Source organism: Sorangium sp. So ce1153, from assembly GCF_051521595.1.
Taxonomy (GTDB): domain Bacteria; phylum Myxococcota_A; class Polyangia; order Polyangiales; family Polyangiaceae; genus Sorangium.
The window spans coordinates 12,678,875-12,693,419 of sequence record NZ_CP150361.1; the positions used below are offsets into that span (position 1 = coordinate 12,678,875).

The 14,545-nt window shown below is 74.3% G+C and carries 13 protein-coding genes; 8 read left to right on the top strand and 5 right to left on the bottom strand.

Annotation, left to right across the window (positions count from 1 at the left end):
- Window positions 1-31 precede the first annotated feature (31 nt).
- From WME85_RS46130 to WME85_RS46145, 4 genes are read left to right on the top strand one after another with little or no spacing between them, the layout of a single operon-like run.
- Window positions 32-775 carry an ABC transporter ATP-binding protein gene (locus WME85_RS46130; RefSeq protein WP_437830886.1) on the top strand — a complete coding sequence of 248 codons (744 nt, stop codon included), beginning with the start codon at window positions 32-34 and terminating at the stop codon, window positions 773-775.
- Window positions 772-2,028, top strand: a complete 1,257-nt coding sequence (locus WME85_RS46135; protein ID WP_437830888.1) for an ABC transporter permease — start codon at window positions 772-774, stop codon at window positions 2,026-2,028. The genes WME85_RS46130 and WME85_RS46135 overlap by 4 nt, the downstream gene beginning before the upstream one ends.
- Window positions 2,025-3,365 carry an FtsX-like permease family protein gene (locus WME85_RS46140; RefSeq protein WP_437830891.1) on the top strand — a complete coding sequence of 447 codons (1,341 nt, stop codon included), beginning with the start codon at window positions 2,025-2,027 and terminating at the stop codon, window positions 3,363-3,365. Before WME85_RS46135 ends, WME85_RS46140 begins: the two co-directional genes overlap by 4 nt.
- Window positions 3,366-3,418: 53 nt before the next feature.
- Entirely contained in the window at window positions 3,419-4,741 is a 1,323-nt protein-coding gene (locus WME85_RS46145) for a sensor histidine kinase (RefSeq protein ID WP_437830893.1), read from the top strand.
- On the opposite strand, the gene WME85_RS46150 is transcribed toward WME85_RS46145, so the two are convergent.
- Together WME85_RS46150 and WME85_RS46155 are read right to left on the bottom strand one after the other, a co-directional pair.
- Entirely contained in the window at window positions 4,734-6,176 is a 1,443-nt protein-coding gene (locus tag WME85_RS46150; protein WP_437830896.1) for a sigma-54-dependent transcriptional regulator, read from the bottom strand. The genes WME85_RS46145 and WME85_RS46150 overlap by 8 nt on opposite strands.
- A 145-nt stretch (window positions 6,177-6,321) precedes the next feature.
- Window positions 6,322-7,284, bottom strand: a complete 963-nt coding sequence (locus WME85_RS46155) for a TetR/AcrR family transcriptional regulator C-terminal domain-containing protein (RefSeq protein WP_437830898.1) — start codon at window positions 7,282-7,284, stop codon at window positions 6,322-6,324.
- Window positions 7,285-7,636: 352 nt separating this feature from the next.
- On the opposite strand from WME85_RS46155, the gene WME85_RS46160 reads away from it, so the two are divergent.
- Complete coding sequence (locus tag WME85_RS46160) at window positions 7,637-8,887, top strand: FAD-dependent monooxygenase (protein ID WP_437830900.1); 1,251 nt, start codon at window positions 7,637-7,639, stop codon at window positions 8,885-8,887.
- Window positions 8,888-9,027: 140 nt separating this feature from the next.
- On the opposite strand, the gene WME85_RS46165 is transcribed toward WME85_RS46160, so the two are convergent.
- The 3 genes from WME85_RS46165 to WME85_RS46175 form a co-directional block, all read right to left on the bottom strand.
- Window positions 9,028-10,146, bottom strand: coding sequence for a hypothetical protein (locus tag WME85_RS46165; protein WP_437830903.1), 1,119 nt, complete (start codon window positions 10,144-10,146; stop codon window positions 9,028-9,030).
- 56 nt (window positions 10,147-10,202) lie between these two features.
- Entirely contained in the window at window positions 10,203-10,877 is a 675-nt protein-coding gene (locus WME85_RS46170) for a phosphatase domain-containing protein (protein WP_437830905.1), read from the bottom strand.
- 297 nt (window positions 10,878-11,174) lie between these two features.
- The gene (locus tag WME85_RS46175) at window positions 11,175-12,101 is read right to left on the bottom strand and encodes a LysR family transcriptional regulator (protein WP_437830908.1); all 927 of its coding nucleotides are present in this window, start codon (window positions 12,099-12,101) and stop codon (window positions 11,175-11,177) included.
- A 153-nt stretch (window positions 12,102-12,254) separates the two neighbouring features.
- Here WME85_RS46175 and WME85_RS46180 point away from each other — a divergent pair, with 153 nt between their 5' ends.
- The 3 genes from WME85_RS46180 (at window position 12,255) to WME85_RS46190 (ending at window position 14,540) form a co-directional block, all read left to right on the top strand.
- Complete coding sequence (locus WME85_RS46180; protein ID WP_437830910.1) at window positions 12,255-12,575, top strand: putative quinol monooxygenase; 321 nt, start codon at window positions 12,255-12,257, stop codon at window positions 12,573-12,575.
- A 135-nt stretch (window positions 12,576-12,710) separates the two neighbouring features.
- Window positions 12,711-13,025 carry a hypothetical protein gene (locus WME85_RS46185; RefSeq protein ID WP_437830912.1) on the top strand — a complete coding sequence of 105 codons (315 nt, stop codon included), beginning with the start codon at window positions 12,711-12,713 and terminating at the stop codon, window positions 13,023-13,025.
- A gap of 294 nt (window positions 13,026-13,319) precedes the next feature.
- Complete coding sequence (locus WME85_RS46190) at window positions 13,320-14,540, top strand: cytochrome P450 (RefSeq protein WP_437830915.1); 1,221 nt, start codon at window positions 13,320-13,322, stop codon at window positions 14,538-14,540.
- Window positions 14,541-14,545: the final 5 nt, after the last annotated feature.

Consider the following 14,545-nt stretch of genomic DNA (forward strand, 5'->3'; position numbering starts at 1 on the left):
CGGGCGCTCCCGGAGCGCGGCCGAGGCAGCGATGATACGGATGACGAACGTCACGAAGGTCTACCGGCGCGGCCTGTTCGAGACCCACGCGCTCTCCGGGTTCACGCTGCACGTCGCGCGCGGCGAGTTCCTCAGCGTCATGGGGCCTTCCGGCTCCGGAAAGACGACGTTCCTCAACGTCGCCGGTCTGCTCGATCCGCTCGACGGGGGCGAGTATCTGCTCGAAGGCGAGCCGGTGCAGGGGCTCTCGGACGCGCGCGCGAGCGCGATCCGGAACCGGAAGATCGGCTTCGTGTTCCAGAGCTTTCAGCTCATCGCCGACCTCGACGTGTTCGACAACGTGGAGGTGCCGCTTCGCGTCCGCCGCATGGGCGCGCGCGCGCGGCGCGAGCGCGTCGAGCGCGCCCTCGCGGACGTGGGCCTGAGCGGGCGCCTCCACCACCGCCCGAGCGAGCTCTCGGGAGGCCAGCAGCAGCGCGTCGCGATCGCCCGCGCGCTGGTCGGCGAGCCCTCGCTCCTCCTGGCCGACGAGCCCACGGGCAACCTCGACTCGCGCTCGGCGCGGCAGATCCTGGACCTGCTCGAGCGCATCCACGCCGGCGGCACGACGATCGTCATGACGACGCACGACCCCGAGCTGGCGGCGCGGGCGCGCCGCAAGGTGCACGTGCTCGACGGCAAGCTCATCGATCCGTGGGCGCCCGCGGCCCCGGCGACCTCCGCATCCCCCGCCGCCCCCGCGGAGACGGACGCGGCGGCGGAGGGCCGCACATGACGCTCGGCCACGCGCTCCGGCTGGCCCTCAGGAGCCTCGGCCGGCAGCCGGGTCATACCGCCATCCTGCTGCTCTCGTTCACGCTCGGCCTCGCGGCATGGACGGCGGCGCGCGCGGTCCTCCGCGAGCGCAGGTCCGATCCGTTCGCGTCCGTGCGCGGGGTCTACTTCGTCTCCATCCCGCGGGAGGGCGGCGCCTTCATCGAGCCGGCGGCGATCGATCCCCCGAGCCTCCGCGACCGCGTCCTCCTCGAGAGCGCCCACCCATCGCGCAAGAGCGACATGTACGCAGCCATGGCCGCCGGGAGCGCCGACGGCGGCCCGCTCGTTCCAGTCCAGGTGATTTTTTGCATGCGCGACCTCTTCGGGATCATGGGCGCCCCGGTCCGGCGCGGGGCGATCTGGTCGCAGGCGGAGGGCGACGGCGAGGAGCGCCCGGTCGTGCTCTCCGAGTCGGCCGAGCGCGCGCTGTTCCCCGGGTCGAGCGGCCTCGGGCGCACGCTGCGCCTCTTCGGCGAGCCCTTCCGGGTCGCCGGCGTCGTCGCGGTGCCGGCCGCCCCGGGCGCGCGCACCCCGCGCCAGGCCCTGGTCTTCGCGCCCAGCGCCGTCGGCATCGCGCTCGGGGTCCGGCCGCTGCTGTTCCACGAGCGCGAGGATCCGGGCGGCAGCTTCGACGCGTTCGCGGCCTCCGACAACGGCTGGCTAGGGCTCCTGGTCGAGCTCCGCGACGAGCCCCGCCGAGCCGCGTTCCAGGCCGAGCTCGACGCCCACGCCGCGAGCGAGCGCGCGCGCGGCCGGCGCGTCCTCGGGGCCGAGCTCGTGCCGCGCGAGCGCATGCACGCCCGCCGCGCCGACGACGCCGGCACGGTGCTCTTCGCCCTGCTCGCCGACGTGCTCCTCGGGGCGTGCACGCTCAACGTCGCGCGGCTGCTCGAGGGGAAGTTCCGGTCGAAGCGCGCCGAGATCGCCGTCTACCGCGCGTTCGGCGCGAGCTCCCGGGGCGTCTTTCTCGAGCTCCTGCTCGAGGCGGCGCTCGCGGCCGCGGGCAGCGCCGCGCTCGCCCTCGGCGTGGCCGCGGCGGCGCTCGCGGTCGTCAACCACGTCATCCACGATCGGCCGGTCGACTACCACCTGGACGCGCGCTCCTCCGCCGCGGCGCTCGCGGCCGCGCTCGTCGCGGGGCTCTGCGCCGGGGCGTACCCGGCCCTGCGCGCCGCGCGGCGATCCCCTGCCGAGGGGCTCGGACGCTCGTGATCGGCCCCGTCGTCCGGGCGCTCGCCCGCCAGAAGACGCCCGCGCTCCTCGTGGTGCTCGAGACCGCCTTCGGCTTCGCCCTGGCCGTGCAGGCCTCGGGGCTCGCCTTCCACTACACCCGCGCCGCGTCCGCGCCGCGCGGCATCGACACGCGGTCGCTGCTGCTCGCGGTGACCGAGCGCGACGGCCCGAGCTTCGCCTCCCGCGACGAGCGCGAGGCCGTGGTCCGCCGCGACACCGAGGCCCTCTCGCGCGCCGCCGGCGTCCGCGGCGCCGCCGAGGCGACCTCGTCGCCGTACAACCTCACGCACCGGGAGGTCGTCGAGGCGATCTCGGCTGACGATCCGCACGACTCGCACGACTCGCACCCCTCGCACGACCCGCACGACCCGCACGACTCGCACGACTCGCACCCCTCGCCCCCCCCGCTCGACCCGCACGACCCGCTCGCCCCGCACGACCGGGCCCCCCAGCGCGCGCTCGCGTGGATGCTCGACGACCGCGGCGGTGCCGCCGCCGTCCTCGGCCTCGCCCCGCTCGACGGGCGCCTGCTCGTCCCCGGGGACGCCGCGGCTGCGGCGGCGACGCCCGCCGTCGTCACGCAGGCGCTCGCGGCGCGCCTCTTCCCGGGCGGCCGCGCGGTCGGGCAGGTCGTTCGCCGGAGCGCCCGACAGAAGCCGCTCGCCATCGTCGGCGTCGTGCCGTCGTTCCGCGCCTCCCTCGGGCCCGATCCCGACGCCGTCCTCTTCGCGGCCGAGGAGCCGCCGCTCGGCCGCACGCTGAGCTACCTGATCCGGCTCGGCCCTACCGGCGGCGAGGGCGGCGACCGGGCCGCCGACGAGGGCTCCATCGCGCGGGTGCGAGAGGCCCTCGAGCGCGCCGACGCGCGCCGCCTCGTGATGGTCCGCAAGCTCGACGAGGGCGCCGAGCTCGACACAGGCACGAGCCGCGGCGCGGGCGGCCTCGCCCTCACGCTGATCGGGATGACGCTCGTCGTGGTCTTCCTGGGGCGCGTCGGGATGGCCTCGCTGCTCGTCTCCGAGCGCCGCCAGGCCCTCGGCATCCGCCGCGCCCTCGGCGCGACCCGCGGCGACGTCGCGCGCCTGGTGCTCGTCGAGAACGCGGTGCTCACGACGGCCGGCCTCGCGGCCGGCGCCTTCGCCCTCGCGGGGCTCCGGGCCGCGGCGCGCGCCGTCGCCCCCGGGCTCGATCTGCCCGTCGATCCGCTCAGGCTCGGCCTCGTCGCCGCGGCCGTCTGGCTCGCCGGCATGGCGGCGGCGCTCGTGCCCGCGCTCCGCGCGAGCGCGGTCTCTCCTGCCGAGGCCTCGCGCTCGTGACGCCGCGCTCCACACCGCTCCGCGTGCCACCGCTCCGCGTGCCACCGTTCCGCGTGCCGATCCGCGTCCGTCACGCCCTCGTGGTGGCCCTGAGCTCGGCCGCCGCGTGCGCCGGGAGCCTCGCCGCCGCGCGAGCGCAGGCGTCGCTGCCCGCGTCCGCCGCTGCGGGGCTCGGGCTCGCCCTGGTCGCCGGCGCGCTCGCCTCTCGCCTCCTGCTCGGGCGCGCGCTCGCCCTGCTGCGCGCGGTCACCGACGGCCTCGCGAGCTTCGCCGAGGCCGACTACACGCTGCGCGTCCGGCAGGAGCGCCGGGACGAGCTGGGGGACCTCGTCGAGCGCCACAACCGCCTCGGCGACGCGCTGCGCGCGCAGCGCGACGACCTCTACCAGAAGGAGCTCCTGCTCGAGACGGCGCTCGACGCCACGCCCGTCGCGATGGTGCTCCACACGGAGGCAGGCCGGATCGTCTACGGCAACGGCGCCGCGCGCGCGTTCTTCACCGCGGGCGAGGGGCTCGGCCAGCGCACGCTGGAAGCGCTGCTCGCCGGCGAGCCCGCGGAGCTCCGCGCCGCGATCGCCGCGGGCCGGGACGCGCTCGTGTCCGTCGAGCGCCGGGGCGAGCTCGAGACGCTGTACGTCGCCCGCCGCTCGTTCCGCCTGAACACCCAGGCGCACGTCCTTGTCTCGATCCGGTCGCTCACCCGCGAGATCTCGCGCAAGGAAGCGGAGCTCTACCGGAACGCGATCCGGCTGATCAGCCACGAGCTCAACAACTCGCTCGCGCCCATCTCGTCGCTGATCCACTCGGGCCGCCTCCTGCTCGATCGCCCGGGGCATCGGGAGCGGCTCGGCGTCGTCTTCGACACCATCGAGGAGCGGAGCGCGCACCTCGTCCGCTTCCTCGCCGCGTACGCCGAGCTCGCGCGCCTCCCGCCGCCCGCGCCCGAGCGCGTCGCGTGGCGCCCGTTCCTCGAGCGGCTGAGCGGGCTCGCGCCCTTCACGCTCCGCGAGGCGCCGGCCGAGCCCGGGTTCTTCGACCCCGCGCAGCTCCAGCAGCTGCTCCTGAACGTGCTCAAGAACGCCGCCGAGGCCGGGAGCCCGCCGGACCAGACCGAGGTCGCGGTGCGGCGCCTCCCGACCGGCGAGCTCGCGATCACCGTGGCGGACCGCGGCTGCGGGCTCACGGACGAGGCGCTCGGGAAGGCGCTCCTGCCCTTCTACTCGACGAAGCAGCAGGGCCGCGGGATTGGCCTCGCGCTCTGCCGCGAGATCGCCACCGCGCACGGCGGCGCGCTCGCGCTGCGGCGCCGCGAGGGCGGAGGGCTCGAGGTGGAGTGCCGCCTGCCGCCCGCGCCGCTGGACGAGCGCGCTACCTGAGCTTGCGCTCGATCTGGATCCCGAGCCGGTCCATGCGCCGGTAGAGCCCTTGCCGGCTCAGGCCGAGCGACGCCGCGGCCTTGGCGACGACGCCCCGCGCCTCGACCAGCGCGCGCTCGATCTCGGCGCGCTCGGCGGACGCGGCGCGCTCGGCGGACGCGGCGGGGAACGCGGCGCGCTCGGCGGACGCGGCGGAGAACGCGGCGGCCGGCGCCGGCGGGGCGCGCGAGGCCGCGTCGAGCCCGAGGTCGGACGGCTCGATCGCGTCGCCCTTGCGCACGAGCACCGCGCGCGTGAGGCGGTTCTCGAGCTCGCGGACGTTGCCCGGCCAGTCGTGCTCGGCGAGCGCGTGGCGCGCCCGCTCACTGAGCACTACCCGCTCGCCGGCGGCCGCGGCGCCCGCGAGGCGCCGCTCGAGCAGGTGGCGCGCGATCGGCGCGATGTCCTCGGGGCGGTCGCGCAGCGCGGGCAGCGCGAGCTCGATCACGTTGAGCCTGAAGTAGAGATCCTCGCGGAAGGCCCCCTCGGCGATGGCGCGCGGGAGATCGCGGTTCGTCGCGCTCAGCACGCGCACGTCGGCCCGCCGGGTGACGCTGCTCCCGAGGCGCTGGTACTCGCCCGTCTGGAGGACGCGCAGCAGCTTCTTCTGGCCGTTCAGCGACAGCGTGCCGATCTCGTCGAGGAACAGGGTGCCGCCGTCGGCCTCCTCGAACCTGCCGATCCGCAGGCGCGTCGCGCCGGTGAAGGCGCCCGCCTCGGCGCCGAACAGCTCCGCCTCGACGAGCTCGTCGGGCAGCGCGCCGGCGTTCACCTTGACGAACGGCCTGTCGCGCCGCCGCGAGTTCGCCTGGACGATGCTGGCGAGGAGCTCCTTGCCGGTCCCGTTCGGCCCGGTGATGAGGACCGGCACGTCCGCGGGCGCGACCTTGACCGCGAGGCTCACGACCTCGTGCATCGCGTCGCTCGCGTACACGAGCCCGGCGAGGTCGTGGCGCTCGGCGAGCCTGTGCCGCGCGCGCCCGCGCTGCGCCACGAGGCGCGCGTGCTCCTGCTCGAGCGACCGCAGCCGGGCGAGGTTGCTCACGACGGCGACGAGCTTCTGGTCGTCCCACGGCTTCGGCACGTAGTCGCTGGCCCCCGCCTTGATCAGCTCGACGGCGCCCGCGATCGACGTGAACGCGGTCATGGCGACGACGGGCAGCTCGGGGTCGATCGACTTGATCCGGCGGAGCAGCTCCATCCCCTCCTCGCCCGACGTCGCGCTCTGCCGGAAGTTCATGTCCTGGACCACGGCCCCGAGCTCGTCGCCGAGGATCGCCGCGATCGCCTCGTCCGGGGTCGCCGCGACGCGGACCTCCAGCCCGTGCAGCTCGAAGAGCGTCGTCAGCGCGACGCAGACGGCGGGCTGATCGTCGATGACCAGGATCTTCGGCACGCGAGGAGGATAGCCGTTCCCCGCCGCCCGACGCGCGCTCCTCGCGCCCGGCCCCACGCGCGCTCCTCGCGCCCGGCCCCACGCGCGCTCCGCGCACCTTGCCCGCAGCCGCGCTCGTGATCCGCCGATCCACCCGGCGCGCGGCTCAGCGCTGCGCGCGCGCGCGCTCGATGAGCGCGGCGATGCCGTCGAGCATGAGCCCCAGCCCGAGCTCGAAGAGCGTGTCGAGCGAGGTGTCGTGGTCGGGCTCCGTGGCGAGGCGCGCGATGGTGGGGAAATCCCCCGAGGCGACGATCGCCTCGAGCTTCGCCTGCCTCGACGCCATCCACTCGTCGCTGGTCACGCCCGTGTCCTGCTCGGCCTGCGCCTCCGACTCCAGGCTGGTGGCGACGCCGCGCACGTAGCCGGCCATCGTGATCGCCACGCGGAGCATCGTGCCCAGGTCGAGGCCGAGCCCGTCGATGGCGCGCAGCAGCCACTCGGTGTGCGCCATCCCGCTCGGGATGAGCTGCGGCCGCGTCATCGACAGCGCCGGCGCGAGCCAGGGATGGCGGCGGTAGAGCGCCCACTGCAGCCGCGCCGCCACCTCGACGCGCGCCCGCCAGCCCGGCGGCGGAGGCTCCGGGAGCCTCGTTTCGCTGAACGCGGCGTCGACCATCAGGAGCACCAGCTCGTCCTTGCCGGGCACGTGGCGGTAGAGCGACATCGTGGCCACGTCGAGCTCGGCCGCGATCCGCCGCATCGAGAGCGCCGCCAGTCCCTCGGCGTCCGCCAGATCGATCGCCGCCTGGACGACGCGCTCCCGGGTGATCGCGTGCTCGGCGTCGCGCGCCTCGCGCCGCCGCGGCGCGCGCACCGGCGGCGCCACGGCCGGCTCGCGGGGGGCCACGACGGTGCCGACGCCCGGCACGGCGCGCACGAGCCCCTCGCGCTGCAGCATCGACAGCGCCTTCGTGGCGGTCGCAATCGCGACGCCCCACGCCTCGGTGATCTGTCGCGTCGAGGGCACCCGCTCGCCGGCGCGGAGCTCGCCCGCGAGGATGCGGCGGCGCAGCTCGCCTGCGATCTGCACGGAGGGCGGCTCTGGCTGGTCACCGGCTCGGTTCACGTTCGCCTCCTGGCGGCGCTCGGCGGACAGCGGCCCGCCTCGCCGGGGCGCGCGCGGGCTCCGACCCGCAGCACGCGTGCCTGCGGCGCGCCGCCGAACTGTTCTAGTACACTTCTGGACGGTGAGCAGCACTTCTCGAGCCTCGATGCCAAGAGCAGCCGTTCCTGGGCCGCATTGAACTAGTACACAGTGCGCCGCAATTCCGAAAATCTCCTCGATAAACATCAAATTCAGTGGACTGTGTATGCCGTACTCATCACGATGTACGGCGTACATTCAACCGCCAGCGACCTGGCAGCTGCGCCCTTCCTCGGCCTGCCCGGCGTGCTGGAGCTCGACGGGAGAGCCTCCGATGCAGAACCGAAACATCCTCATCTCCGGCGCGAGCATCGCCGGGCCGGCGCTGGCGTACTGGCTGCGGCGCCACGGCTTCAACCCCACCCTCGTCGAGCGCGCGCCGGCGCTGCGCGACGGCGGCTATGCGGTCGACGTCCGCGGCCCGGCGCTGGAGGTGCTCGCGCGCATGGGGCTCGGCGACGCGGCCCGGCGCGCGAGCACCGACACCCTCGGCACCTCGTTCATCGACGAGCGCGGCGGGCGCGTGGCGGACCTCGAGCGCGGCTTCGGCGTGCTCGACCCGGCCGACATCGAGATCATGCGCGGCGACCTCGCGCACCTCCTCCACGACGCGACCCGGCGCGACGCCGAGTACATCTTCGGCGACTCGATCACCGCCATCGCGCAGCGCGGCGACGGGGTCGAGGTCACGTTCGAGCGGAGCGCGCCGCGCGTGTTCGACCTGGTGGTGGGGGCCGACGGGCTGCACTCGAACGTGCGCCGCCTCGTGTTCGGGGAGGAGTCGCGCTTCGTCCGCCACCTGGGCAGCCACCTCGCCATCTTCACGGCCCCGAACCACCTGGGCCTCGACCGCTGGCAGCTGATGCTGAACCTCCCCGGCAGGGTCGTGAGCCTCAAGAGCGCGCGCGGGAACGCCGAGCTGAAGGTCAGCCTCTTCTTCGCCTCCGCGCCGCTGCGCTACGACCACCGCGACGCCGCGCAGCAGCGGCGGCTCGTGGCCGAGGCGTTCGCCGGGGCAGGCTGGGAGATGCCCCGCGTGCTCGAGGCGATGCGCGACGCCCCGGACTTCTACTTCGACGCCACCAGCCAGATCCGCATGGATCCGTGGTGGAGCGGCCGCGTGGCGCTCGTCGGGGACGCCGCCTACAGCGCCTCGCCGCTCACGGGGCAGGGCACCAGCCTCGCGCTCGTGGGCGCCTATGTGCTGGCCGGCGAGCTCGCGGCCGCGGGCGGCGACCATCGCGCGGCGTTCGCCCGCTACCAGGACGAGATGCGCGGCTACGTCGACAGGAGCCAGGAGAGCGCGCTCGCGATCGCCAAGGGCTTCGCGCCCGAGACGCGCTGGGAGGTCTGGTCGCGCAACACGAACCTCAGGATGCTGCGCTATCTCCCCTGGAAGGACTTCGTCTTCTCGCTGATGACCCGGGACATCCGGCGGGCCGCCAGCGCCATCACCCTCAAGAGCTACCGCGCCGCGAGCGGCAGGGCGGCTGCTCCGAGCTCACTCGCCCTGCCGGCCAGCTAGCGCCCGAGCCGCCCGGCTCACTCGCCCTTCCGGCCGGCTAGCGCCCCAGCCGCCCGGCTCACTCGCCCTTCCGGCCGGCTAGCGCCCCAGCCGCCCGGCTCACTCGCCCTTCCGGCCGGCTAGCGCCCCAGCCGCCCGGCTCACTCGTCCTGCTGGCCGGCGCGCGACCAGCCGCCGAGCGTGACGCCCGGAGTCCGCGCCAGGAACTCCTGCACACCGGGCGGCGGTGACGCCCACGCCGCGAGGCGAGCCGGGCTCCGCACGACCGGCACCACGGCCGAGCGCGAGTACGACGTCCACGCGCCGTCGCTGCAGGCATAGCAGGCGAAGCGCGCGAGCTGCGCGGTGAGCCGGAGCGCGCCGCGGGCGTCGTAGGCCGGCGCGAGCTTCACGAGCTCCGGCGCGTCCTGCGACGTCCGCGCGACCGCCGGGTCGTCCTCGAGCTCGTCGAGGAGCGCCTCGCCTGCGCGCTGCAGCGCCGGCACCCCGGGCACGGCGGCGAGCAGGTCGACGGCCGCGCCGCGCTCGGCGTCCCACACCGTGAACGCCACGGTCTCGGAGCCGTGCGCGCCGCACAGGTCCATGTACGTCCGCTCCTCGATGAACAGGTACGGTCCCACGCTCCCGATCACCGCGGCGCTGTGCTGAAACACGTTGCCCTCGTCCTGGTCCGGCGACGTGATCACCGCCTGGCGCGCGCCGTCCCCGCGCAGCACGAGCTCCGCGTCGATCGCCGTGCCCTCGCCCGGCCCGCGCGTCTCCCCGTCCCAGAGCTCGCAGGCCGTGGTCTCCACCTGCTTCTCGCGCGCCTCCCAGCGCCACTCCCCGCACCGGGTCGCCACGACGATCCCGGGCTCCTCGCGGACCACCGCGCCGCCCGCGGCGACATGCCATGTCCTCGGCGGCTCATCGCCCGTGCTGCCCCAGACGAGGACCACCTCTCCGGACGCGTCGTCCCCCGCCGCATCGGGCTCGGGCGAGCGCGGGGCGGGCGCGATCTGGACGCTCGTGGCGGCGGGCGGCGCCGGCCGGGGTCCGGCGGCACAACCGGAGATCAGCATCAGCGAGACGATCGACGCAGCAGGTCGGGTGCACGGCATGCGGACCCGCAGGAGCATGCCGCGTGCCGCGGAGCGCAGCCAGAGAAGCCCGCGCCGCGCGCCGGAAGCGGCCGTCGCCGCGTGTCGCCGCGTGTCGCCGCCCGCCCACGCCGCGTGGCAGCGGAGCCCCGTCACCGGCCTCGCGAGCCGACGCTCCATGACCGGTGCGAGCCCCGGTGGGAGGCGGCCCGTCAGCCGTCTCGACGCTCATGCGGTCATCGGGTGCCGAGACGCGAGCGCGCCCGGCGCAGGAGCTCCCGCTGCGCGGCGTTCAGCCGGATCCCGGGCCGGCGCAGCCGGAGCCGGGCCTCCATCGCGTCGACGTCGTCCGCGAGCTCGCGCTCGAGCAGCAGCGCGGCCGCGAGGGTCGCCGATCGGCCGCGGCCGGAGGCGCAGTGCAAGTACACGCCGTCCACGCCGCGCAGCCGCTCGAGGAGCTCCCGGAGCCTCTCCACTTCGGGGCCCGTGCCGTCGAGCGTCGGCACGCAGAGATAGCCGGGATGGCGGCGCACCGCGGCGGCCGCCGGAAACTCGGCCGTCAGATCCACGACCAGCCGCACGCCGGCCGGCAGCTCGTGCGCCAGGGGGCGCCGTCCGACCCACAGCCCGGGGGCGACCTCGTTGGCGCAGTCCGCCCGCCCGAGCGCCCGCTCCGCGCGCCAGATCGCCCAGCTCAGGAAAAAGTACGGACCGAGCAGGACGAGCGCCCACGCGGCCTGCGTGCCGTCAGGCCTCTTGCCCAGCATCGCGGGCCGGCGCGCCAGGTACGCGGCGCCGACAAGGCCGAAGCTCAGCGCCGGCCAGAGGAGGGCGAGCGCTGCCCCGCCGGCGAGGACGGCGAGCGAAGCGATCGAGGCGCTCAGGGCGAGAAAGGTCAGGCCGTATCGCATGGATCGGGACACGTCATCGCATGGAGCCGGGATGCGTCATCGCATGGAGCGGGGGTGCGTCGGCTCGGCCATGCTCTCACATCGGTGGTGGCCGGATTTGAACATGAAGGCGGGAGGGCGGGAAGAAAAGATCAATAATCTTCCCGCCTTCCCGCCTTCATGTGAATCACTCCGGGGCAAATCAGGCCACCACCCTCACATCGGGTGCTCCTCGAAGAAGCGTCAGGCACTCTCAGGGTCGCCTCGTCCGCGATCGCGCGTGTCCTCCGGATGTGCGCCGTGGGCGCAAGCAGCGTGTCACGCGCCCGGCAAAGCCGCTCTCGAGTCCACCGCGACGGCCCTCTGGATGGCGGCGCGCAGCCAGCGGTGCCCCTCGTCGCCCTCGGCGCGCTCTGGCCAGACGAGCGTCAGCGTATAGCTCCTGGTCCCGACCGGGCACGGCCGCACCACGAGGTCGAGCTTCCGGGCCAGGGTCTCCGCGACGCGGCCGGACACGGTGAGCAGCAGGTCGGAGCCGGCGAGGATGAACGGGGCGACAAGAAAATGCGACACGGTGAGGGCAATCCGCCGGCGTAACCCCCGCTCCGCCAGCTCGCCATCGATCACGTTGTGGTCCTCGCCGTGCGGCGAGACCATCAGGTGCTCGCACGCGGCGTAGCGCGCCGCGGTGAGCGCCCTCCGGGACGCGGGGTGGCCCCGCCGCATCACGCACACGATCTCCTCGGCCGCGAGCAGCGTGGACCGGCAGCCGTCGGGCACCGGCCCGCCGCGCCCCAGCTTGGCGTCGAGCTCGCCGCGCCGCAGGAGCTCGGCGAAGTCCGCCGGGATGCTCCGGCAGCGCAGGTCGACGTGCGGCGCCTCGACGGCGAGGAGCCTGATCAGCGGCGGGAGCACGAGCAGCTCCAGGTTGTCGGTCGCCGCCAGCCGGAACGTGCGCCGGGACCGCCGCGGGTCGAACCGCTCGACCGGGCAGAAGACCTGCTCGAGCCGCTCGACGGCCTCGGCCGCCCTCGGGACCAGGTCCCGCGCCCGCTCGCTCAACGTCATCTGCCTGCCGACCTGGACGAGCAGCGGATCCTCGAAATGGGCCCGCAGCCGCGAGAGCGCGTGGCTCATCGAGGGCTGCGTCACCCCCACGCGGCGCGCGGCCCGCGTGACGCTCTTCTCCTGGAGCAAGGCGTGCAACGCCACGACGAGGTGGGTGTCCACCGACTGCAGGCGCATGTTCGATGGGTAGCACGCCGACCCATCGACAGCATCTATGGGATGGGGCGCCGACTGTCGATTCGACGGCCAGGCCGCGGGCGCCTATCCCTGGTCGCCAGACGGCGCGCGCCGCTGCCGCGGAGCGCCCCTCCCCCGACACAGGAAGCTGCCATGATCATCGAGTACATCCGCTACACGATCCCCTCGGAGCAGGAGCAGGCGTTCCTCTCCGCTTACCGCGACGCGGCGGCGGAGCTGCGCGGCTCCGAGCACTGCCTCGGTCACGAGATCTCCCGGTGCGTCGAGGAGCCGACAAGCTACGTCGTCCGCATCCTCTGGGACTCGATGGAAGGCCATCTCCAGGGCTTTCGCAGGTCGGCGGCGTTCCCGTCGTTCTTCGCGAAGGTGAAGCCCTTCTTCGACCGTATCCAGGAGATGAGGCATTACGCCTTGACGGACATCGCAAGCGCGACCGGCGGCGACGGCCGGTGAAGGGACCCCGCCGAGGGCGCGGGGGAGCTCCCGACATCGAGGCAGCCGGCGTCGGCGCGGCGCAGCTGGAGTCCGCGCGTGAGGCCGAGCCGGATCACCTTCCGCCGAGCGGCGGGCAGGTGCATCATGCGGGACATGGGAATGCCTCCGGCGCTCGACCGAAGCCACCGCCGCGGGCCCGCGCAGGGCGTCGCCGCGCTGTGCGCGCTCCTCGCAGCCGGCGCGCTGCTCGCCGCCTGCTCGAAGGGCACCGGCACGCCCAAGCACCGCGAGGCGGCGCCGGAGCGCGACAAGGCCTGCGCGGATCCAGCGAAGCCCAGGGCGTACTTCTATCCTGCGGAGAACCGGACGGACTACGCGCCTGACGACCCCTGGAAGGACGGCTGCGCCGTGCTGGTGCCAGATCACCTGTTCTGCTGTCCCGAGAAGGCCTCCACCGGATCGCGCTGATCCGCTCCGCCCGCTTCCCCTGCGGCGCGCACACACGCCGCTCGCCCGGAGCGCGGCCGCCCTGCGCGCGTGCGCCACACCTGCCGCAAACGCCCCACACGCCGCGCGTGCAGGCTGAGCGCAGGGCGCACTCTGCAGCGCCTCGCGCGCCCATCGCGGCCGCCGTCGCGCGGCGATCGACGCGCGGGCAGCGCGCTTCACGGCGGCGTGACGATACCGTAGCCTGGCCCTGAATCTTCACCGCGCCACGACGCCACAAGCCGCGCCACGGGCGCCACAAGGAAAGAAGGACTCATGGCCGTTCCCTCTGGATTCGACCTCACGAGCGAGCGCTTCTTCGCCGACCCATTCCCGACGCTCGAGCGGCTACGGACCGAGGCGCCGGTCTACTTCTTCGAGCCGCTCCAGTGCTTCCTCATCACCGCTCCTGCCGATATCGAGGGGCTCGTCAGGGACTCGAGCTTCACCGCGCGGCGGGCGACGGCGCTCCTCGGCGGCCTCGGCATGCTCGGCGAGGACGAGCTCTCGAGGAAGACGTTCGACTCCCTGTCGCGGCTCGCCTTCTTCCAGGACCCGCCGCGCCACACGCAGCTTCGACAGCTCATCATGAAGGGGTTCTCGCCCGCGGCCGTCGAGTGGATGCGCCCGCGCGTCGTGGGGCTCGTGCAGCGCGCCATCGCGAAGGCGCGCAGCGACGGCGAGATGGATGTCGTCTCGGCGTTCTCCGAGGCGGTCGCGCTCAACACGCTCGCCGAGATGTTCGTGATCCCCGAGGCCGATCGACCGCAGTTCATGAGATGGTCGACGGACCTCCTGAAGCTCGCCGGCGGCGGGGTCAGCTCCGAGGAGCAGAAGCGGGCGGTGAAGCAGAGCTGCTGCGACATGGTCGATTACATGATGAGGCTCGTCGAGGAGCGCCGGAAGGCGCCGGGCGAGGACGTCGCGAGCCGGTTCATCGCGGCGGAGGACGGGGACACCGAGCTCGCGGGCGAGGCGGCCATGCAGTGCTTCCAGATGGTCGCCGCGGGGTTCGTCACCTCCGTGAACCAGATCGCGAACACGGTGCTCGCGCTCCTCAACCACCCCGCGGAGCTCGCGAAGCTCCGGGAGTCGCCGGGCCTCGTCCGCGGCGCTGTCGAGGAGAGCCTGCGCTTCGAGCCGTCCGTGCTCTCCCTCAGCCGCATGTGCAAAAGGGACACGGAGCTCCGGGGCACCAGGGTGTCCGAGGGGCAGTTCGTCTTCGCGATGGTCGCCGCGGCGAACCGCGATCCCGGGCTGTTCTCCGAGCCGGACCGCTTCGACATCACCCGGCAGCAGAGCCGGCACCTGACCTTCGGGAGCGGCGCTCATTACTGCCCGGGGGCCCCGCTCATCCGGATGGAAGTGGAAGAGTCGCTGCGCGCCCTGCTCTCGCTGCCGCGCTGGGAGCTCGCCGAAGAGACGTTGAGCTACGCCGGCTCCAACCTGCAGGACCGCGGGCCGAGCTCGCTGCGCGTTCGCTTCCCCGCAGCCTGAAGGCT